We start from the raw sequence: 19,745 nt of genomic DNA, 5'->3' as shown, positions 1-19,745 counted from the left end.
CACGTGCCTCTTGCGTATTAGTTCGCCCACGCCAGCGGCGCGTCGTTCAAGCCCCAGTAGAGGCTCTTCTGCTGCATGTATTCGCGGATGCCGAGTCGGCCCTTCTCGCGTCCCAGGCCGCTCTCTTTCCAGCCGCTGAACGGCGTCGAGATCGAGAACAGCTTGTAGGTGTTGATCCATACGGTGCCGGTTTCGAGCGCGCGGGCGATCCGGTAGGCGCGTTTGTAGTCGCGTGTCCAGATGCCGGCCGCGAGGCCGAACACACTGTTGTTGGCTTCTTTGAGCAGCGATGCTTCGTCGTCGAACGGCATGGCGACGAGTACCGGGCCGAAAATTTCTTCCTGGCAGATGCGGGCGTCATTCGTCAGGCCTTCCAGAATCGTAGGCTGGAAATAGGTGCCTTCTTCGCGGCCATCGCCAACCGGACGTTCGCCGCCGCACAACAGGCGGCCGCCTTCTTCTAGGCCCAGCGCGACATAACGTTCGACCGTTTCGCGATGCGCGGCGGTAATCAGCGGACCCATCTGCGTTTCCGCACGCGACGGATCGCCGACGCGCAACTTGCGTGCGCCTTCAGCGAGACGTTTCATGAAGGCGTCGTAAATCGAGCGCTGCACGAACAGGCGCGAACCTGCAATGCACGCTTCGCCCGACGAACTGAAAATGCCGTACAGCACGCCGTTGACTGCATGATCGAGATCAGCGTCGTCGAACACGATGGTCGGCGATTTGCCGCCGAGTTCCAGCGAGACGGGCATCAGCTTGTCCGCTGCAATGCGCGCGATGCCGCGACCCACTTCGGTGCCGCCCGTGAACGACACTTTCTTGACCAGCGGATGGCGCACCAGCACATCGCCGATCACCGAGCCTTTACCCGGCAACACGCTGACGACGCCCTTCGGCACACCCGCTTCTTCGCAGATGCGAGCCAACGCCAAAGAGGCCAGCGGCGTGACCTCAGCCGGCTTCAACACCACTGCATTGCCGCCTGCCAATGCCGGAGCGAGCTTTTGTGCATCGGAAGCAATCGGCGAATTCCACGGCGTAATCGCCGCGATCACTCCGATCGGTTCGTGAATGCTCATCGTCAGATAGTCGCCACGCGAAGGCGTGACTTCTTCGTCGAGCGTTTCAAGGCAGGCCGCGAAATAGCGGAACGTGTTGGCGGCGCTTGCCACCAGCACACGCGTTTCGCCGATCGGCTTGCCGTTGTCGCGGCGTTGCAATTGCGCGAGCGCTTCGTGACGCGTCATGATCAGATCGGCGATGCGATACAGAATCAGCGCGCGTTGATGCGGCTTCAGTCCCGACCAATCCGCCTTGCGCCATGCGATATCTGCGGCTTCCACAGCTTCGCGTGCGTCGTCGGCATTGGCCGTAGAGATTTCCATGTTGACCGACTGATCCGCCGGATACAGGCTTTTGTACGGGTTGCCACGCCCTTGCCGCCATTCGCCGCCGATGAAAATATCGCCGGTTGGCACGAGGCTGGTATCGAAGTGAGTCATGTCGGTCGTTCCGGTTTGCTTCAACTATTCAGCGAATGTCTTAAATCACGCAGCGAGCCGCGCGATTGCGCAGCGCACGGATCGCGCTATACGCGGTCAGTGCGGAGGTCTTGGGATTGTCCGGCAGCGGCTTGCCGCACATTTCCAGCGACATCTCGCCGAATGCGCCGCGCGCCACGATGCGATGCACGTTGCGCGTTACGTTCGGATCGGCGATCAGGCGCACGGTGGTCTGGTCCAGACCAAGACCGGCCAATGCAATCGTCGCGGCGACGTTGGCGTTCTTCGGATAGCGCCGCGCCGCTTCGCGCGCGCTGCCTTCGAAAATCACGCGCTCTTGGGTCAGCGTGTGCAGATTGCAAACCTGTTCCGCGGGCGTGCCGAGCCACCCCGTAGGTGGCTTGCGGCCCGTGTACAGCACTTCGTCGAGACCGCCGAGCTTGGCTGCAGCCAATGCATCCACGCCGCCGATCGCACCGGACAATAGTGTCAACGTCGCGTCACCCTCATCGGCCGCAGCGGACAGCGCGTCCAGCAGCAGCATGTCGGAGAGCGCACCGATCGACGCGACCGCGCAATCGGTGCCGGCTTTCAGCAATGGCACCACGTGATCGACCAATGCGCTGTGCCCCGCGCATTCCAGCGCGAAGTGCGGCTGGCTGTTCAACGCGGACACCGACGCCACCACGTCGACCGACGACCCCACCACTTCACGCACCGACGCCATATGGCGTTCCGGCACGATCACGTGCGAGACGCGCACAGTCGGATCGGCGACGACCGAGCGGTACACCGCCTGGCCGATCGCGCCGAAGCCGATCATGACGACGTCGACGGGCGCGTGATGCCCTGCGTAGCCGGCCTCATGCATGTTCCGGCTCCTGTTCCTTGACCGGTGGCCCGGCGAACGCGGTGGCGAACGAGCCAACGGACAGCATGTCCACTTCGACCAGCACCGGGCCGGTCTTCGCCATGCCTTCGCGGATCATGTCTTCAGCCTGGTCGAGCGATTTGATGCGGTAGTGCGTGAGCTTCAGGCTCTCGCAGAACTGCGCGAAATCCGGCTGATGCAGATCGACGTAGCAGCGGCGGCCGCCGTATTGCGCGTCCTGAATGTTGCGGATCACGCCGTAGCACTGGTCGTTCATCAGCACGATCATCACGTTGGCGTTTTCCTGCACAGCCGTCGCGAGTTCGCCGACGTTGACCATCAGGCCGCCGTCACCCACCAGGCACACGGTCTTGGCGGCGTTCCCAGCGAGCGCTGCGCCGATACCCATCTGCATGCCCTGGCCGATGCCGCCGCCAAGAGCATGCACGCCTGCGCGCGGCGAGAAGATCTTCAGCATGCGATTGCCCCACGTGCTGTTCGAGATCGTGACGTCGCGCACCCAGTTGTAGTCGCGGCCCACTGCCTGTTGCAGCGCGTCGACGAGGCGCTTGTACGGGCCGAGGCCCTTGCCCACATCGGCGACAGCGCTTTCACGCGCGGCGGCCAGGTCTTGTGCGAACGTCGGATCGACCTTCAGGCGCCCTTCGAGCAGCGTCGCGAGTTCTTCCAGCACGGCCGATGCGTCGCCATGTACGAACATGTCGTTGCGATAGCCGCGGTTGTCGGCGAGCGCGTCAGCATCGATGCGATACAGCGGTCGGGGCAACGCCAGCTTGTACTTCAGCGTTTCATTGCCACGCAGACGCGAGCCCACCACCACCAGCGCATCACATGTCTTGTAGAAGCTTTCGACAGCAGCATGCACGTTGAACGCACCAAGCGTCGCCGGATGATCTTCCGGCAACACGCCGCGACCTTGCACGCTAGTCACCACGCCGAAGCCCAACGCCACCAGACGCTCGACCGCGGCACGCGCGTGACGCGTACCGCCGCCGAGCCACAGCAACGGACGCTTTGCCGTCACCAGTTGTTCAGCCAATTGCGCGACACGCTTGCGGCAATGCGTGAGTGGGGTGACGTGCGGCGCGGCGAGATCGACGGGCCATTCGATTTCGGCCGCTTGAATGTCGATCGGAATTTCGACGCTGACCGGACCGCTCGGTGCGGTTTGCGCGACACGCACGGCTTCGCGGATCGTCGGCAGCGCGGTTTCGACCGAGCGCACGCGGAACGCGGCCTTCGAGATCGACGACAGCATCGACAGTTGGTCCGGCGCTTCGTGGATATACGCGAGGTCCTGATCCAGGTATTCGGTTTCGATCTGGCCGGTGACGTGCAGCAACGCGGTGCCTGCCGTCAGTGCTTCGACCATCGCGCCCGCTGCGTTACCCGCTGCGGTGCCCGTGCTGGTGAACGCAACGCCAAGGCCGCCCGACACACGCGCCAGGCCATCGGCCATATTCACCGCGCCAGCTTCGCCACGTGCGCCGACGTAGCGGATCTTGCCGCGGTTGTGGATCGCGTCGAGGATCGGCATGTTGTGGATCGAGATCACGCCGAATGCGGTTTGAACGCCGCATTGCTCGAGAAAAGCGGCGATCAGCTCGCCAACGGTGGTTTTGTTAGACATGTCGTGCAACGCCTCCAGAAACATCGATGTGACTGCCCGTCGTATAGGACGACAGCGTCGTAGCCAGGTAAAAGAGCGCTTGAGCGGCTTCTTCGGGGCGACCGAAGCGGCCTAGCGGAATGTTTTTCTTGCGCGCGAGTTCGGCGGTCCAGTCTTCCCAGCTCTGGCCCGGCTGCGCTTGCGTGGCGTAACGGCGGCGCCATTGACCCGATTCGACGATGCCGATCAGAATCGAATTCACGCGAATGCGTTGTGGCGCGAGTTCTACCGCGAGCGATTTGATCAGGCTCAGCACGCCGGCACGCGCCGACGAGGTCGCGACCATGTGCGGCTCCGGTTGCAGCGCAAGCAGCGAATTCACGCAGACCACTGCTGGGTTAGCGGCGTCGCGCAGCATCGGCAGGAACGCGCGGGTGGGGCGGATCACGCTGAAGTACTTGAGGTCGAGCTCTTCGCGCCAGGCGTCGTCGGTGGTGTCGGCGAAGGTCGATACGCGGCCCTGGCCGGCGTTGTTCACCAGCATGTCGGTGCGGCCGAAACGCGTTTGCACCACGTGGGCGAAGGCGTTCACTTCGTCGGCGTCGAGCACGTCGCAGGTTTGCGCGAGCAGTTGTGCGTCAGGAAACTGCGCCTTCAACACGGCTTCCGCTTGCGCGAGACGTTCGCTGTCACGACCGCAGATCGCAACGGATGCGCCGGCCCGCAGAAACAGTTCGGCAGTCGCGAGGCCGATGCCGGACGAGCCGCCCGTCACCACCGCCACCTGCCCGGTCAAGTCGATTTGAATCATTTGAGCCCCAATGCCTTCATGTATTTCGAGCCCGCGTTCGGACCACTCGCCGGCCGATAGTTAAGCCGTTGCGACAGTTCGTCAGCCGAGCGGCGGACCTTGTCGATCAGGCCGCTGTCGAGCAGCGATGCATCGATCTCGTGACGCGGAATCGTCGTCGTGATGACGGCGACGATGCGGCCCGTGTCGTTGCGCACCGGCGCGCTGACCACCGAAATGCCGCGTTCGAACGACGACTCGCTGATCGCGAAACCGCGCTTGGCGTCGTCGCGAATCCGTTCATACAGGTCGTCGATCGTGGCGGGCGTTTGCTTCGTGAAGCGTTCGAGTTCCGGCTCGGGATAGAGCTTCTTCAACTCGTCGAGCGTCATGTCGCCCATCAGCACCTGGCCGTGCGTCGTCGCATAAGCCGGCAGACGCGTGCCGACATTCACCTTCACCGAGCTGAAAATCGGCGCATGGCTTTGCGCCTTGGCGACGAACACGACATCGCGACCATCGCGAATCACGATGTGGCTCGTGAGGCCGGTGTCGTCACGCAGTGCTTCGATGATCGGCAAGCCGAGGTCGGTCAATTCGAGCGAGCTGAGGTATTCGAAACCGAGCCGCAGCACCGCCACGCCGAGGCGATAGTTGCGGTCCTTGTCGGCACGCTCGAGAAAGCCGAGCGATTCGAGCGTTTGCAGCAGACGGAACACCGTCGTGCGGGGAATCTTCAGGCGCTTCGATAATTCCGGCGCGCCGAGAACCGGCTCGCGTGGCGAGAACGCCGTGAGAATCTTCAGACCGCGTTCGAGACCCGGCACCCGGTAGCTGACATCGCTGCCGGTGTCGTTGTGGTCGTCGTCCGCGTCGCGCTCGGTGCTAATCGTGTCGGGCGTCATTCATTGGCTCCGTTGTCCGTCGCTCGCGCGACAGAACGCGTCGATGATCGCGGTGTACGCGGCGGATGCTTCGATATAGCCGGCGTGCCCCGCGCGTGGCACGACCTGCAATTGGGTGCCCGCGGCCAGGGCGAGTCGCTCGCAGGCTTCGGGTGTCGTAATGGTGTCTTCAGCGCCGACTGCAACGCTGATGCGGCCTTTGAAGCGCGCGAGGTCGCTTGCAAGATCGGCGTTGGCGAGCAAATGGGTGGCTTGTACGTAGCCATGCGGGATCACGCGCGACATGTTCCAGCGCACCCATGCGCTCGCTTCGTCGCTGGCGTGAGCCGACACCATATTGGTGCTGCGCTTTTCGGCAAGGCCTTGCGGACCGAGCGCTTCGATCATCGCAAGACGTTGATTGCGTTTCGTATTGCGCACCTCGGGGGATGCGGCACCATAGCCGCCAGCCGGCGACAACAACAACAAACCGGCCACACGCTGCGGATGGGCCGCAGCAAACGCGCCGGCGATAATCGCGCCGAGCGAATGGCCGAGCAGCACGCAACGTTCGATGCCGAGTGCGTCAAGCCACGCCTTCAATACAGCTGCGTAATCGCTGGCTGCCGGCGAATCGGCCTCTACCGGCGTGGACGCGCCATACCCCGGCGCATCCCACGCCAGTACACGGCGCCTCTCACCCAGCACTTCGAATTGCTGCACCCACGACGCCGCGCCCGACCCGATACCGTGCAGCAACACGAGCGGCAGCGCTTCGCTTTCTGCGCTATCCACTTCGCGATAGCTCACCGCGCGTTGCGAGGCCAGCCCGATCTGCTGCGCCGGAAAGCGCGCGAGACGCGCTTCGAGCGTGGCGTTCTGATCGGCGGTAGCGGATGGGACTGCGGACATGATTTCCTTCGCGGGTGTTTTCAAAACGGCGCTGGTAACTCGTAACCAATGGCTTAGCGCTTGAGCTTGGCCAAAGGCGAATCCGGCGGATACGTCGGCGTAATCGGCTTGGCTGCACCGAGCATCACGCACATCAGCGCGTCTTCTTCACCGATGTTCACTTCCGTGCGATACACGCCCGGAGGCACCGAAATCAGATCGCGTTCGCCAAGCACGGCTTCCCATGTTTCGCCGTCTTTCTCGCAGATCACTTTCATCTTGCCGCGCAGCACGAAGAAAATTTCTTCGACATCCATATGAATATGGCTCGGGCCGATGTTCCCGGCCGGGATCACCATGGTCGAGAACGTGAAGCCGCCTGCGGGCACCGTATTCATGTCTTTCGCGACGCCCGTGCCGCCCGTGCCGACATAGCGCATTTGCGCGCGGCGATATTTCGGGTCGTAGTCGGCCTGAAACTTCAGCGCGTCCCAGTCATAGCGACGCGTTTCCAGGCGCGCGACGCGGCTGTCGAGCCACTGTGCAAAGCTCGCGTCCGCAGGTTGGTCCCACGATTTGCGTTCGATATCGGCGTCCGCCATCTCTTTCTCCTTACGATTCGACAAGATCAATTCATCACGAAGCCGCCGTTGACCGGCAGCAACTGGCCAGTCACGAAGCGCGCGGCATCGGACAACAGGAACAGCACCGGCCCGGTGACGTCGTCGGGCACTTGTGCGCGCGTCAGCGCGCGGCCTTGCAGGTAATACTGGTGACGCTCGGCAGGCACGTAGGCGGTCGCTTCGACTTCGGTGAGACCCGGTGCGATCGCGTTGACCGTCACGTTGTGCGCGCCGAATTCGCGCGCCAGTGAACGGGTCATCGAAATCACCGCGCCCTTGCTCGCGACATACGCCAGCAGCTTAGGCGCCCCCCACATCGCTGTATCGGAAGCGATGTTGACGATGCTGCCGCGGCCCGAGTCGCGCAGATACGGCAGCGCGGCCGTACTCATCAGCCAGGTGCCACGGACGTTGACGTTCATCACGGCGTCCCACGTATCGACCGACAACTCGTCAGCGAACTTGCCGCCGGAGTTGGTGATCGCCGCGTTGTTGATCAGTGCGTCGAGGCCGCCGAGTTGCGCCGCAGCCTGATCCGCGCACTGCTTGATGCTGGCGGGGTTGGCGAGATCGAGCGGCAGGTACGTCACCGCGTGGCCTTGCGCAACCAGCGCAGTAGCGAGAGCCCGGCCTTCGTCATGCAGCACGTCGCCGAACACCACTTGCGCACCGGCTTGCACCAGCGAGCGAACGAACGCCGCGCCGAGACCGCGCGCGCCGCCCGTCACGAGGACGCGCCGGCCTTTGAGTGCTGACAATGCCGGTGACGCTTCGTTATGCATGGCTGTGGCCCGCTGCTTCGTTTTGCGCGGTGCCGGCCTGTGCGGCTTGAGCACGATGCGCATCCAGTTCAGCGAAATGCTGCTGCGCGCGCTGACGGAACATGCGGCGCACACGCGTCATGCCGACGTCGTGCTGATAGAGGAATTCGTGTTCGCGCGCATTCGGCGCCATGCTTTCGAGAACATAGCGGTCTTGTTCCAGCACGGCCCAGTGCAGCGCTTCCAGACGGTTGCGATACATGAAGCGCCATGCGTCGCGCTGCCAGCCCGACACCTTGCGCGTGCGCCAGAAGTAAACCTGGCAGTTGTCTTCGTCGACCGGTGTGGCGAAGCCGATGATCCCGAAGTTGCCGCCCGGGCCGAACTTCTTCTTGTACGGAATCGCGAGGCGCATCCACAGCGTGCCGGTTTCGCCGAGCTCGACCCAGTCGAAGTTCACATCACGCTGGCCGACCTTTTCGAACATCAGACCGGTTTCGGTTTTACGCACACGCATGTCGGCCTGCTTGTCGCCTTCGGCCATCGAGTGCGACGTCGCGTGCAGATACGCACCGTGCATGGGGTCCATTACGTTGTCGATCGCGTACTGGTAATTGCACTTCCAGTTCGACATGCACAGGAAATTCGCGTATTCCTCGCCGACCAGTTCTTCCGGCAGCACGAGCGGCGCCGGTTCCTTATGAGCGTCGTCGCCGAACCACAGAAAGATCGCGCCGGCGTGTTCTTCAACCGGATACGACTTCACGCATTTCTGGCCTTCCAGCGGGCAGTTCGACACAGCCGGCACTTTGGTCACCGTGCCGGCGCCGTCGATTTCGATGCCGTGATACCAGCACGCAACACTGCCGCCGAGATTCCAGCCGAGCGAGAGACGCGCACCACGATGCGGGCAGCGGTCTTCGAGCGCGCGGACCTTACCTTCCTTGTCGCGCCACAGCACGATCTGGTCGCCGAGGCGCGTGATGCCGATCGGCGCGTCGCCGACTTGCCAGCTCGGTGCAACGGGATACCAGTAATTGCGCAAGCCTTTATCCAGGTAGGACTGGATCGGGTCAGCGGCTTGTGTCGTTGTAGTGGGGGACGTCATGAAGAGACTCCGGATACGAAAGCGATAAAACGTGTTCGGGAAAGCGCGCTTATTCGGCGAGCAGACGGAATTCGGCGGCGAGGCGGTCGGCGTCCCATGCATTGCCTTCCGGCGTGCGGAACCCAACGTCATTCAAACCGTCGACGACTTCCTGCAACTCCACAGCGCCGGCTTCGAAAACTTTTTCGAGCGCGTCGCCGAAGTCGTTTTCGTATTGGGTCGGCTCAGCCTTACGCGTTTGCCAGATGAAGTTTTCGGTCTCGCCCGGCTTTTCGATCACGCCCTTGCCGGCGACGTTGTTCGGCTGCGGCGCGAGCCACGGCTTCAGGAAGGGATTGAAGTTCACGGTTTGCTCTCGCATGTCATTCCACCTTGATCTGGATTTCTTCGCCGGCGAGACGTACCGAGTACATCTTCAGGTCGCGGCCACCGGGCTCTTTCAGGCATTTGCCGGTCGGGATATGGAACACGGCTTCGTGCAGCGGGCATTCGACGGTGTCGCCGTCGACAAAGCCCTGCGTCAGCAACGCGTACGCATGGGGGCAGACGTTTTCCAGCGCGTACAGCGCATCGCCCACCTTGTAGATGCCGATTTCGGTGCCGTCGAGTTTGAACTCGAGCGGCGCGTCTTCGGACAGGTCGCCGGCATGGCCGGCGCAGCGCCATTGATCAGTCATTTCTCGCCTTCTCCTGAAGCCTTATGTTCCATATAAGGAACATCAGTTCGTGTATGGATAATTATAGGATTGGCTTTGCCCAGAGAAAATAAAAATCTGGGCTGGTAGGGGAAAACACCGACTGTGGCGTTCAGAACACAGCTTTGCGGGTTTTGGCGTGAATGGGCTCGCGTGCGTGCAACCCTTTACGGGCTTGGGTTTGCCCATAATTTTCAGACAAATGCCGAGCCCTTCATACGGGTTTGTACGGGGTCCGAAAATTTATTTTGACCACGCCGAGAATCACTATACTTTTCCATAGGCGATACAAACGCCCATAGGTGGAACATAAAACGTAGCAGTTTTGGCGCATAAACCCAAAGCTGCATTCAACCCAAAGCAAGGATCAGGGACGACGAATCGGCGCGAGCTATCCGTCGTGTGATCAGGAGAACCAACGGTGAAGCACATCATCGCGGCCGGCTTGACGGCAATCTGCGCAACGACTGGCGCATGGGCACAGAGCAGTGTGACGCTATACGGCAGCCTGGATGCCGGCGTCGCGTATATCAGCAATGCGGGTGGCCATTCGAAATGGATCGAGGAACAGGGCAACATGCAGCCTGACCGCTGGGGCCTGAAGGGCGTCGAGGATCTGGGCGGCGGTCTGAAGACGGTTTTCCAATTGGAAAGCGGCTTCTACACGAACACGGGTAACTTCGCCAAGGCCGGCACGCTGTTCAATCGCCAGGCGTTCGTGGGCTTAAGTTCGGACAAGATCGGCACGCTGACACTGGGTCATCAGACGCCGTTCAGCTTCGACGTGCTGGGGCCGTTGAGCACGGCTTATCAGGCTGCGAGCTGGTACGCGTTCCACCCGGGCAACATCGACGAACTCGCCGACACCGGGGTGGTGCCGTTCGACAACTCAGTGAAATTCCGTTCGGCGAGTTTCAACGGTTTCTCGGTCGGCGCGATGATGGGTCTCGGCAACACGACCAACTTCTCGACCGGCAAGACGCTAAGCTTTGCACTTAGCTATGCGAACGGTCCTTTCAAGGCCGGTGCGACCTATGCGAACGAGCATGACCGTACGCCGTCGATCGTGACGACCGGCATCACCAACTTCCAGGGTGTGGCGTCGGCGAACTACGCCGCAGGCAAGGTCGAGAACATGGGCGCGGGCGCGTCGTACCAGTTCGGCAAGCTGCTGGTGCATGGTCTGTACACGCGCGTGAAGCTGGAATCGACCGGGCACTCGGACACGTATCAGAGCTACGACGTCGGCGCGAATTACCAGTTCACGCCGTTCAACACCGTCGCGGGCGGCGCCGCGACGACCACCCTGGCAGGCCATCGCTGGACCCAGTTCGAGATCGGCGATATCTACGCACTGTCGAAGTCGACGCAGCTGTATGTGAATGCGCTGTATGAGCGCGCGGGCTCGAATACGGATGCCGCGTTCTTTACGGCAGGTGTGTCGAGCAACCGGAACCAGACTATTCTCCTGACTGGCATTCACCACTCGTTCTGATGGGAACGAAAGCAGTCAAGCAAACGGCCCGGCTGTGAAAACAGCCGGGCCGTTGCACATAAGCGGAATTAGTGGGCCGCGACCGGCTTGCGGCGTGCCTGAGCCGCAGTCGGATCGTCGGGCCGCGGACGATAGCTGAGACGTTCGGACAGTTCGAGCGCCGCCGCGCACACCGCGATGATGAGCGGTTCGCGTTCTTCGGCTTCACCGATATCCGAACGCGGAATCGTGACAGTCAGCGCTGCGGCGATCTTGCCGCTCTGATCCCGCACCGGCGCGCTCACCACCGAAATCCCCCGCTCGAACGACGCTTCGCTCAACGCATAGCCGAGCGCGGCGCTTTCGCGCACTCGTCCATACAGTTCTTCGACCGTTGCCGGCGTGCGTTCGGTAAAGCGTTCGAGTTGTGCTTCAGGATAGAGCTGACGCAATTCCTCGAAGCTCAAATCGCCCATCAACACCTGGCCATGCACGGTCGCATGCGCGGGCAAGCGTGTGCCGACATGCACCTTCACCGAACTGAACATCGGCTCATGCGTCTGCGCTTTGGCGACGAACACCACGTCGCGCTGATCGCGGATCAGCAGATGCGTGCTGAGGCCGGTCGCGTCGCGCAAGCGTTCGAGAATCGGTGTGCCGACGTCGGTCAGTTCGAGCGAACTCAGATACTCGAAGCCGAGCCGCAGCACCGCGACGCTTAAACGGAAATAGCGGTCGCCGTTCACGCGTTCCAGAAAGCCGAGCGCTTCGAGCGTTTGCAATAGACGGAAGGTGGTGGTGCGTGGAATGCCGATGCGCTTCGACAATTCGGGTGCGCCCAGGATTGGCTCACGCGCGCTGAACTCGGCGAGGATGCGCAGACCGCGCTCAAGCCCGGGCACGAGATAGGTCGATCCGCCGGTGCTCTCTTCATCGGCGGGATCGGAGGAGTGGGTGCCGTCCACGTGGGACACCACCGCATCGTCTTGCGAAGTCGACGCCGTCGCACCGCGTGCCCTCGCATGCTTGCGTCCCGCTCCTGTCTGCTCTTCTTTTGCCATCTTGGCTGCCGTTTCTGCTGTTCATCGGATACAGATCAGCATGATAGCGCGAAGCAAGGAGCGGTCATCTATCAAGAGCCATCGCGAGGCATCCGGACGCCCTGCTTATGTCCGATGCCATCCAGATCCGGGTTGCCGAGATTCGCATCTTGATCCGGGCTGCACGGTTCACATCGCGCACGTACCCTGGCCGACTCGCGCCGCTTGGCGATTTGACGGGCTCGGTGGATCTCGCGTAAGCGCGGGTATCGTCGCCGCCCGCGGCGACGTCGTCCGTATGCCCGCGGCGGCGCTGCGGAACTCGTCGTACCTTTTGCCTTGCATAACGCGCGTTGCGGCATAGACTGATAAAGCAATACTTCGCAATTTGTACGGAACTGCCATGCGACTCACCATCCTTATTAACGGTTCCGATCCCACCGTCAACCACGATTACGCTGTGCTATGGCTCGACACCGAAGAACACCGGTGGTCGAGGGAAGCGCATCAAGGGATCGATCTGCCCCCTTGGGGCGAGTTACACGACGAGAACGGCGTGACCACCCTGTGTGCGCCGAGTGCGGACGCACCGCTGTGCACGCTGCGTGGATTGCATGTCGATCGCAAGCAACGCGTTAGCGCGGCGCAAGGTGCGGCAGCATGGACAGCGTTGCCCACGCGTGCGCCGACGAGCGGCTTCTGGCGTTTGCAAGCCGTCGACCGCCAAAACGTGCGCGCCGAAAACAGCGTATTCGACAATTAGGTTTCAGCGCTTTCTTGTCGGCCGGAACGCCCAATCACGCAAATCGCGCCGCCAGTGCGCGGGCGAAGGCGTGCGGGAGTTCGTACGCCAGCACACACATCATCCTCCGCTTTCCGCGCGCTTAAGCCCATCTTAAGTTTGCGTGCGTAGAGTCGGAAGTCCACGCATTAGGGTCGCCGCAAGGCGGCCCCTTTTTTTTTGGGCGCCGCGGTATGGGCGCTTCATGCGCTCGCTTCATTTTCATCACCCCGTGCCCTGCGCACATTCATTTCACGTCGCTCGAAACGGGCTCGCGACGCTATACTTGCGCGCCCATCTCTCGACTGACTGACACATGAAGAAGTGGTTTGCCTGTCTGTTGTTCGCCGTTGCCGCTCACGCGAGCGCAGCGCCTTCCTGCACCCAGTTCACCCCAAATGCGCAATGGCCGGTTCTGAGCAATCAGAAGATGGCGCCGAAAACGCGCATGCTTTGCTACAGCGATTTCGCGGTTCTGCATTCGGGTATTACACATGGTCCGCTGTGGTCCGCCGAGCACCTGACGCGCGACCATATCGAAGCCGCCAAAGACATGGTGCGCACCAACAAATTCTTCGAAGACGCGCGTTTGCCCGACGGCGAAGGCGCAACATTGGCTGACTATAAGCGCAGCGGTTTCGATCGCGGTCATATGAGTCCGGCGGGCAATCGCTGGAATCAGGAAGCGATGGCGCAATCGTTTTCGCTTGCCAACGTCGTGCCGCAAAATCGCGAGAACAATCAGCGTTTGTGGGCGCGCATCGAAACATCGGTGCGCAAGATTTCGATGTCGTACGACGATACGTATGTGGTCACCGGGCCGATTTTCAGCGGCCGGCAATTGCAAACCATCGGACCGACACGCGTCTTCGTGCCGACGCAATTGTTCAAGGTCGTCTACGTGCCGTCCCGGCAGATGGCGTTCGCAGTGATGGTGGACAATGTCTCGACCAATCGTTACGACATCAAGACGATCCACGAACTCGAGGCGGCATCGGGCATCCGTTTTCCGGGCATTCCGGAGAACCTCAAAGACCAGCGACCGGGAGGACTAAAAGGTGTTTAAACCCTATTCGAACGATGACGACGTGCTCAACATCCAGGGCGATGCCCTCACGGTCAGCAACGGCACCACACGCGTCGTGCTGAACGGAACGCTGGCGTTGACTCAAGACCAGCGCGGGCTGAAGGCGGCGCTCGCGCTGAAAGAAGCGGTCGATGCGGTGGTGGCTGCACTGCAGGCGCAAACCAACCTGCCGGCGAAGGTGAAGGACGAACCGGATGCGAAACCGGGCGTCGTGCAGAACCCCTTTCAGTAACGCGTCACGGAATCGTTGCCGGATCGAGGCGGGATACGTTTGCGCCGCCTCGCCCGTCTCAGGCTGAATCAGGACCCCGATATGTTTCAGCCGTTACGTTTTGTCACCAGAGCGCCGTCAACTCCTGTCCTCCGCCCAACGTTAAACCGGCAGCGCTGAAACATTTCAGCTGCGACACAAGAATCAACCGGTTAAACCAGGAGTTACACCATGAAGACGCTTTTCGCCGCTCTCGCTTCCGCTCTGCTCGTGTCGACCGCATTCGCACAAACCGCCGCCCCCTCGGCCGCGCAGCCCATGCAAACGCAGCCCGCCGGTCAAGCGAATCTGAAGGCCAGCACCGCCGCGCAAACGGGCGCTACTGACGAAGGCACCGCCGCAGCGAAAGCGCCGACGAAGACCGCCACGAAGGCGCATGTGAAAAAGACTTCCGCCGCTCACACGGCAAAGATGCATAAAGCCACCAAGAAGACCGCTGTGGAATCAAGCGCAGAGAAGACCAAAACGGCGAGCACGAAAGAGGCCAGCACTGGCCCGGTAAAAGCCGACGGCGCAATGACCGACACGACGAAAACGCAATAACACGTGGACGGTTTCGGCACCCACCGGCCACGCATGCGTAGTTAATCGAAGCCGACTGTGCCGTTCAGGGAGGGCGAGTCTCACGACTCGCCTTTTTTTATGGGCGCTTCGCATGGACGCTGATCTCGATTATGCTGACTTCGACCGAGGAGCGGCATCCATGAGAACGCTGACGCAACAGCTTACGCAATACGCGGCCTACCATCGTGACCGGCGCAATATCGCCACGCATTTCATCGGCATTCCGATGATCGTGCTGGCATTGGCCGTGTTGTTGAGCCGGCCCGCTTTCAGTGTCGGCGCGCTGCCGTTCGCGTTGTCGCCCGCGTGGGTGTTGTTCACCGCGGCCACCGTCTATTACCTCGTGCTCGACGTGCCGCTCGGCGTAATGATGGCAGGGGTGTCGGCGTTGTGCGTCGCATGCGGACAGTGGCTCGCCGGGCAATCGACGTTGACGTGGCTCGGTTCGGGTATCGGTCTCTTTGTGATCGGCTGGGTGTTTCAGTTCATCGGCCACGTGGCATACGAGCATCGCAAGCCGGCCTTTGTCGACGACATGATCGGCCTGCTGATCGGGCCGCTATTCGTCCTCGCTGAAGCGTTGTTCGGTCTTGGCTGGCGACCCGCGTTGCGTGAAGCGATCGAGGCGAACGAGACGCACTCCATGCAATGCCGTTAGCGCGACCGCAATCCAGATCGGAATATACGTGGCTAACTGCGCCGCGCTCAGCGTCTCGCCAAGCAACGTGATCGAGACAAGCACGAGCAACACCGGCTCGATATAGCCGAGGATGCCGAACAACGCAACCGGCAGCAAACGGCTCGCCTTGAGATACGAAGCCAGCGCAAGGGTGCTGAGCGCGCCGAGGCCCGGCAACAGCAGGCACCACATGTCGAGACGGCCGCCGATCGTCGTCAGCGAGCCGCCGCTGATGACGAACACGATCGCTGCCGGCAACAGCAGCGCCATTTCCACCGTGAACATCGCCAGCGAATCCTGGTTGATTTTGCGGCGCAGCACGAAACACGGTGGATAACCGAGTGCGACGAGCAAGGTCGGCCACGAAAACGCGCCCGTTATCCACAGTTCATGCGCGACGCCCAAAGCGGCACAGATAACCGCTAGCCACTGCAAACCATCGAGACGCTCGTGATAATAAAAGCGACCTACGAGCACCATGACCAGCGGCAGCAAAAAATAGCCGAGCGAGACTTCAAGCATCCGGCCATGCAGCGGCGCCCAGAGAAACACCCACAGTTGCGCGCCTAGCAAAACCGCGCTGACAACCATCGCCGCGCCGAGTTTCGGGTTCGCCACCATGCGGTAAAGAAGTTGCCGGAGAACGGGCTGTCGTTTGCGCAACACGATCAGCAACAGCGCGCCGGGCACGGTCCACACGACACGCCACGCGAAAATGTCGAGGCCGCTCAACGGCGCAAGCAGCTTGGCGTAGGCGGATAGCAATGCAAACATCGCGGCCGCGCCGACTGACAACGCGATACCGCGTTTTGGGTCATACTGGTTCATTGCCCGGTCCGTTACGTGAGCGTTTCGACGTGCAATGCAAATACAGGGGTGTGCCGCGCGGCATGCGGCTGCGCGGCCTGAGTTGTTGTCATTAGAAGTGGTGTCTCACAAGCAGGCAGTACGGATTAAGCGCTGCATTTTTATCTTCGATATGTGACGCAAGCGGGCATTCTAGACGGGTTCTCCGCCAACGTGCCCGAACATACCTTGCCGCAAGCAGCAATTTATTCCGTGCGCATCGCGCGGCGATGCACTAGAACATAACTTCATGCGCACGGGCAAATCCGGCGCTGCAACGTCGGCAACCTTCCGTGCGGTCGCTCAAGCGCGAATCTTGCTACAAAGTCCAGCGACACCGTTTGCAACGTCATCTGAAAAGACATCCGTTGCCGTCATCATTTGCAATTGTCATTTGCAACATCAGTGCGCCGGGCCGGCAAAGGCAGTCCACGCGGACCGAGCCAGCCCTTCTTTCCCACGGCATGCGTCACCCTCGTTTCACCGCGCATGCCGCCGCCCGGCCAGCAATCCCGCTCATCGAATGTGACTCCTGGAGCCAGCATGACCCAGCCAGCCCTCTCGCACGAAGCAGCACCTGAGCTGCGCGCCGCCTTCGCCGCCGACGTCCGCGCCGGCCTCATGCACGCGCCGCAGAAAGAGCTGCCGTCGAAGTATCTGTATGACGAAGTAGGCTCCGCGCTGTTCGAAGTGATCACCGTACTGCCCGAATACGGCGTGACGCGCGCCGAGGAGCGGCTGCTCGCGAAGCACGCAGCGGACATCGTCGCGCACTTGCCGCACGACGTGACCGTCGCCGAACTTGGCAGCGGCAGCGGCCGTAAAACGCGGCGCATTCTGGAAGCGCTGTGTAAAAAGCGCCCCACTTCTTACTGCCCGATTGAAATTTCGCGCAGCGCATTGCAGTTGTGCAGGCGCGAACTCGGCGACATCGAGCGGATTTCGATTGTCGGGTATGAACGCGATTACCTGGCCGGCCTCGCCGAAGTGAGTAAGAACCGCGCGGCGGACGAACGGTTACTCGTGCTGTTTCTTGGCAGTACGATCGGTAATTTCGGCAGACTCGCGGCAACGCGTTTTCTACGCGATATCCGCAACATGATCGCGCCCGGCGACGCGTTGCTGCTCGGCACGGATCTGCTCAAGCCGACGCCGGTACTCGTGGCCGCCTACGACGATTCGATCGGCGTAACCGCATCGTTCAATCTGAATTTGCTGGCGCGCATCAATCGCGAGCTCGACGGCGACTTTCCGCTCGATGCGTTCGAACACGTCGCGCGCTTCAATCCGGACGCGCGCAGCATCGAGATGCATCTGCGCGCCAGGCGCGATATCACCGCGCACGTGGGCGCCGCGCAATTGACGGTCTCGCTCAAAGCGGGCGAAACGATCTGGACCGAGAGCAGCCACAAATATCGTGCGGACGAGATGCCCGCGATCGCCGACGATGCGGGCTTCGTGTGCAGCCATCAATGGATCGAAGATGAATGGGGCTTTGCGGAGAGCTTGCTGGTGGCGCGATAAGCGCCAAGTGCTACGAGGCCGCGAGCCGGACACGCAAAGACCCACAAACGGCAAGGCGACGCGCTATCGATGTGATGGCGCGTCGCCTTTTTTTGCGCCGGGTCCATTCGCTCAGTGCTGCTCGAAACGCTCGTAACGTTTTCCGGTTGCGCGCTCCTCGCCGGCCACCTCGGTCACACGCGCCGCCGGCGGCCCATGACGCAGCCACGACAGCATCCGATCGACCTGATTGGCCGAACCCTGCAACATCGCTTCTACAGAACCGTCGTCGAGATTCGCCACCCATCCTTTGATACCGAGCGCGTGCGCCTGCCGCACCGTCGCGTGGCGAAAGCCGACGCCCTGCACGGTGCCGCGCACTCGCACGTAATACGTTTCGATCCGTTGATCCAGATCCGGGGCCATGCCGTCCTCTCCTCTGTCGATCATGCACGCGTGCGCGTCGATCCATGCAACGCAAATCTTTCAAGCCGGCATTCTAATCGCGTCGCCGCGAGATTGCTCGGCCGCGCCTAGTTCACGCTCTGCACGCTTAAGCCGCCCACCGCGACACACGGCGCGCGCGACACGTACAATCCGTCGACTGTCACGCAGGGAATGAAAGAGAATGACCGAACAGAATCGCGATCTCGTGCTCGTGACCGGCGCTTCCGGCTTCGTCGGCTCGTCGGTGGCGCGCATCGCGCAACAGAAGGGTTTCAAGGTGCGCGTGCTGGTGCGCGCCACCAGTTCGCGCAAAAACGTCGAGTCGCTGGATGCGGAAATCGTCGTCGGCGACATGCGCGACGAAGCGTCGATGCGCAACGCGCTGCGCGGCGTGCGCTATCTGCTGCACGTGGCCGCCGACTATCGCCTGTGGGCGCCGGACCCGAGCGAAATCGAGCGCTCGAATCTCGAAGGCACCGAGGCGACCATGCGCGCGGCGCTGAAGGAAGGGGTCGAACGTATTGTCTACACGAGCAGCGTGGCGACGCTGAAAGTCACCCGTTCCGGCCAATCCGCGGATGAAACCTCGCCGCTCAAGGCCGACCAGGCGATCGGCGTGTACAAGCGCAGCAAGGTGCTGGCCGAGCGTGCGGTTGAGCGGATGATCGCCGAGGACGGCCTGCCCGCGGTGATCGTCAATCCGTCCACACCGATCGGTCCGCGCGACGTCAAGCCGACGCCGACCGGGCGCATCATCGTCGAAGCGGCGCTCGGCAAGATTCCGGCGTTCGTCGATACGGGGCTGAACCTCGTGCACGTGGACGACGTCGCCGCCGGCCATTTTCTGGCGCTCGAACGAGGCAAGATCGGCGAGCGCTACATTCTCGGCGGCGAAAATCTGCCGCTGCAACAAATGCTCGCGGATATCGCGGCGCTGACCGGCCGCAAGGCGCCGACGCTGAGTCTGCCGCGCTGGCCGCTTTATCCGCTCGCCATGGGCGCCGAAGCGGTCGCCAGGTTCACGAAGCGCGAACCCTTCGTCACCGTCGACGGCTTGAAAATGTCGAAGAACAAGATGTATTTCACGTCGGCGAAGGCAGAACGCGAGCTCGGCTATCGCGCGCGGCCGTATCGCGAGGGCCTGAGCGATGCGATCGAATGGTTCAGGCAAGCCGGGTATTTAAAGCCCTGAAGCGTGCATGGAGTCAGGCCGGCCCGCGCTGGCGATCCGGCGTGGCCTGCACGCACTTTGTTACAACGTCACTTGGTTTGCGGCAGGTAAAAGCCTACGC

Annotated in this window: 22 protein-coding genes; 8 read left to right on the top strand and 14 right to left on the bottom strand. The window is 61.8% G+C overall.

Features of this window, described 5'->3' with window-relative positions; genetic code table 11:
* Positions 1-17: 17 nt before the first annotated feature.
* Genes ACAX43_RS01350 through ACAX43_RS01300 form a run of 11 tightly spaced genes read right to left on the bottom strand, consistent with a single transcriptional unit; the run spans position 18 to position 9,743 of the window.
* Positions 18-1,508, bottom strand: coding sequence for an aldehyde dehydrogenase (locus tag ACAX43_RS01350; RefSeq protein ID WP_370706624.1), 1,491 nt, complete (start codon positions 1,506-1,508; stop codon positions 18-20).
* Positions 1,509-1,548: 40 nt separating this feature from the next.
* Complete coding sequence (locus ACAX43_RS01345) at positions 1,549-2,379, bottom strand: aspartate dehydrogenase (protein ID WP_370706623.1); 831 nt, start codon at positions 2,377-2,379, stop codon at positions 1,549-1,551.
* Complete coding sequence (locus tag ACAX43_RS01340) at positions 2,372-4,030, bottom strand: thiamine pyrophosphate-binding protein (RefSeq protein ID WP_370706622.1); 1,659 nt, start codon at positions 4,028-4,030, stop codon at positions 2,372-2,374. Before ACAX43_RS01340 ends, ACAX43_RS01345 begins: the two co-directional genes overlap by 8 nt.
* Entirely contained in the window at positions 4,023-4,820 is a 798-nt protein-coding gene (locus ACAX43_RS01335) for an SDR family oxidoreductase (protein WP_370706621.1), read from the bottom strand. Before ACAX43_RS01335 ends, ACAX43_RS01340 begins: the two co-directional genes overlap by 8 nt.
* Positions 4,817-5,704: an IclR family transcriptional regulator gene (locus tag ACAX43_RS01330; protein ID WP_370706620.1), complete on the bottom strand. Its 888-nt coding sequence runs from the start codon at positions 5,702-5,704 to the stop codon at positions 4,817-4,819. The genes ACAX43_RS01335 and ACAX43_RS01330 overlap by 4 nt, the downstream gene beginning before the upstream one ends.
* A complete protein-coding gene (locus ACAX43_RS01325) occupies positions 5,705-6,595 on the bottom strand; it encodes an alpha/beta fold hydrolase (RefSeq protein ID WP_370706619.1) in 891 nt (296 codons plus the stop codon). It lies immediately after the preceding gene.
* A gap of 53 nt (positions 6,596-6,648) precedes the next feature.
* Positions 6,649-7,176: a cupin domain-containing protein gene (locus tag ACAX43_RS01320; RefSeq protein WP_370706618.1), complete on the bottom strand. Its 528-nt coding sequence runs from the start codon at positions 7,174-7,176 to the stop codon at positions 6,649-6,651.
* Positions 7,177-7,202: 26 nt separating this feature from the next.
* Positions 7,203-7,979 (bottom strand): SDR family oxidoreductase, encoded by a 777-nt coding sequence (locus ACAX43_RS01315; protein WP_370706617.1) that lies wholly within the window; start codon positions 7,977-7,979, stop codon positions 7,203-7,205.
* Positions 7,972-9,066, bottom strand: a complete 1,095-nt coding sequence (locus tag ACAX43_RS01310; RefSeq protein ID WP_370706616.1) for a Rieske 2Fe-2S domain-containing protein — start codon at positions 9,064-9,066, stop codon at positions 7,972-7,974. The genes ACAX43_RS01315 and ACAX43_RS01310 overlap by 8 nt, the downstream gene beginning before the upstream one ends.
* Positions 9,067-9,115: 49 nt before the next feature.
* On the bottom strand, positions 9,116-9,427 hold the full coding sequence (locus ACAX43_RS01305) for a recombinase-like helix-turn-helix domain-containing protein (protein WP_370706615.1): 312 nt from the start codon (positions 9,425-9,427) through the stop codon (positions 9,116-9,118).
* A gap of 1 nt (position 9,428) precedes the next feature.
* Positions 9,429-9,743 (bottom strand): non-heme iron oxygenase ferredoxin subunit, encoded by a 315-nt coding sequence (locus ACAX43_RS01300; RefSeq protein ID WP_370706614.1) that lies wholly within the window; start codon positions 9,741-9,743, stop codon positions 9,429-9,431.
* Positions 9,744-10,182: 439 nt separating this feature from the next.
* Between ACAX43_RS01300 and ACAX43_RS01295 the strand changes: the two genes are divergently transcribed.
* Entirely contained in the window at positions 10,183-11,256 is a 1,074-nt protein-coding gene (locus tag ACAX43_RS01295; protein ID WP_370706613.1) for a porin, read from the top strand.
* Between the two features lie 68 nt (positions 11,257-11,324).
* Here ACAX43_RS01295 and ACAX43_RS01290 read toward each other — a convergent pair whose 3' ends face one another.
* Positions 11,325-12,296, bottom strand: a complete 972-nt coding sequence (locus ACAX43_RS01290) for an IclR family transcriptional regulator (RefSeq protein ID WP_370706612.1) — start codon at positions 12,294-12,296, stop codon at positions 11,325-11,327.
* A gap of 382 nt (positions 12,297-12,678) precedes the next feature.
* Between ACAX43_RS01290 and ACAX43_RS01285 the strand changes: the two genes are divergently transcribed.
* The 5 genes from ACAX43_RS01285 to ACAX43_RS01265 all read left to right on the top strand — a co-directional run bounded on the left by ACAX43_RS01285 (position 12,679) and on the right by ACAX43_RS01265 (position 15,636).
* Positions 12,679-13,038, top strand: coding sequence for a DUF3564 domain-containing protein (locus tag ACAX43_RS01285; RefSeq protein WP_370706611.1), 360 nt, complete (start codon positions 12,679-12,681; stop codon positions 13,036-13,038).
* Positions 13,039-13,372: 334 nt separating this feature from the next.
* Positions 13,373-14,122 (top strand): DNA/RNA non-specific endonuclease, encoded by a 750-nt coding sequence (locus tag ACAX43_RS01280; protein WP_370706610.1) that lies wholly within the window; start codon positions 13,373-13,375, stop codon positions 14,120-14,122.
* Positions 14,115-14,375, top strand: a complete 261-nt coding sequence (locus tag ACAX43_RS01275; RefSeq protein ID WP_370706609.1) for a hypothetical protein — start codon at positions 14,115-14,117, stop codon at positions 14,373-14,375. The genes ACAX43_RS01280 and ACAX43_RS01275 overlap by 8 nt, the downstream gene beginning before the upstream one ends.
* Before the next feature lie 210 nt (positions 14,376-14,585).
* Complete coding sequence (locus tag ACAX43_RS01270; RefSeq protein WP_370706608.1) at positions 14,586-14,957, top strand: hypothetical protein; 372 nt, start codon at positions 14,586-14,588, stop codon at positions 14,955-14,957.
* A 160-nt stretch (positions 14,958-15,117) separates the two neighbouring features.
* Complete coding sequence (locus ACAX43_RS01265) at positions 15,118-15,636, top strand: DUF962 domain-containing protein (protein WP_370706607.1); 519 nt, start codon at positions 15,118-15,120, stop codon at positions 15,634-15,636.
* On the opposite strand, the gene rarD is transcribed toward ACAX43_RS01265, so the two are convergent.
* Entirely contained in the window at positions 15,538-16,485 is a 948-nt protein-coding gene (gene rarD, locus ACAX43_RS01260) for an EamA family transporter RarD (protein WP_370706606.1), read from the bottom strand. The two genes, ACAX43_RS01265 and rarD, sit on opposite strands and share 99 nt — an antisense overlap.
* 561 nt (positions 16,486-17,046) lie before the next feature.
* Here rarD and egtD point away from each other — a divergent pair.
* Positions 17,047-18,027: an L-histidine N(alpha)-methyltransferase gene (gene egtD / locus ACAX43_RS01255; RefSeq protein WP_370706605.1), complete on the top strand. Its 981-nt coding sequence runs from the start codon at positions 17,047-17,049 to the stop codon at positions 18,025-18,027.
* 111 nt (positions 18,028-18,138) lie between these two features.
* Here egtD and ACAX43_RS01250 read toward each other — a convergent pair whose 3' ends face one another.
* Positions 18,139-18,432 (bottom strand): acylphosphatase, encoded by a 294-nt coding sequence (locus ACAX43_RS01250; RefSeq protein ID WP_370706604.1) that lies wholly within the window; start codon positions 18,430-18,432, stop codon positions 18,139-18,141.
* 202 nt (positions 18,433-18,634) lie between these two features.
* Here ACAX43_RS01250 and hpnA point away from each other — a divergent pair, with 202 nt between their 5' ends.
* Positions 18,635-19,645 (top strand): hopanoid-associated sugar epimerase, encoded by a 1,011-nt coding sequence (gene hpnA / locus ACAX43_RS01245; RefSeq protein ID WP_370706603.1) that lies wholly within the window; start codon positions 18,635-18,637, stop codon positions 19,643-19,645.
* Positions 19,646-19,745: the final 100 nt, after the last annotated feature.

Origin of the sequence: Paraburkholderia sp. IW21 (assembly GCF_041321145.1) — a bacterium.
Classification (GTDB): domain Bacteria; phylum Pseudomonadota; class Gammaproteobacteria; order Burkholderiales; family Burkholderiaceae; genus Paraburkholderia.
The sequence above is the reverse complement of the archived record's forward strand: the minus strand, read 5'-3'. Positions and strand labels throughout refer to the sequence as shown.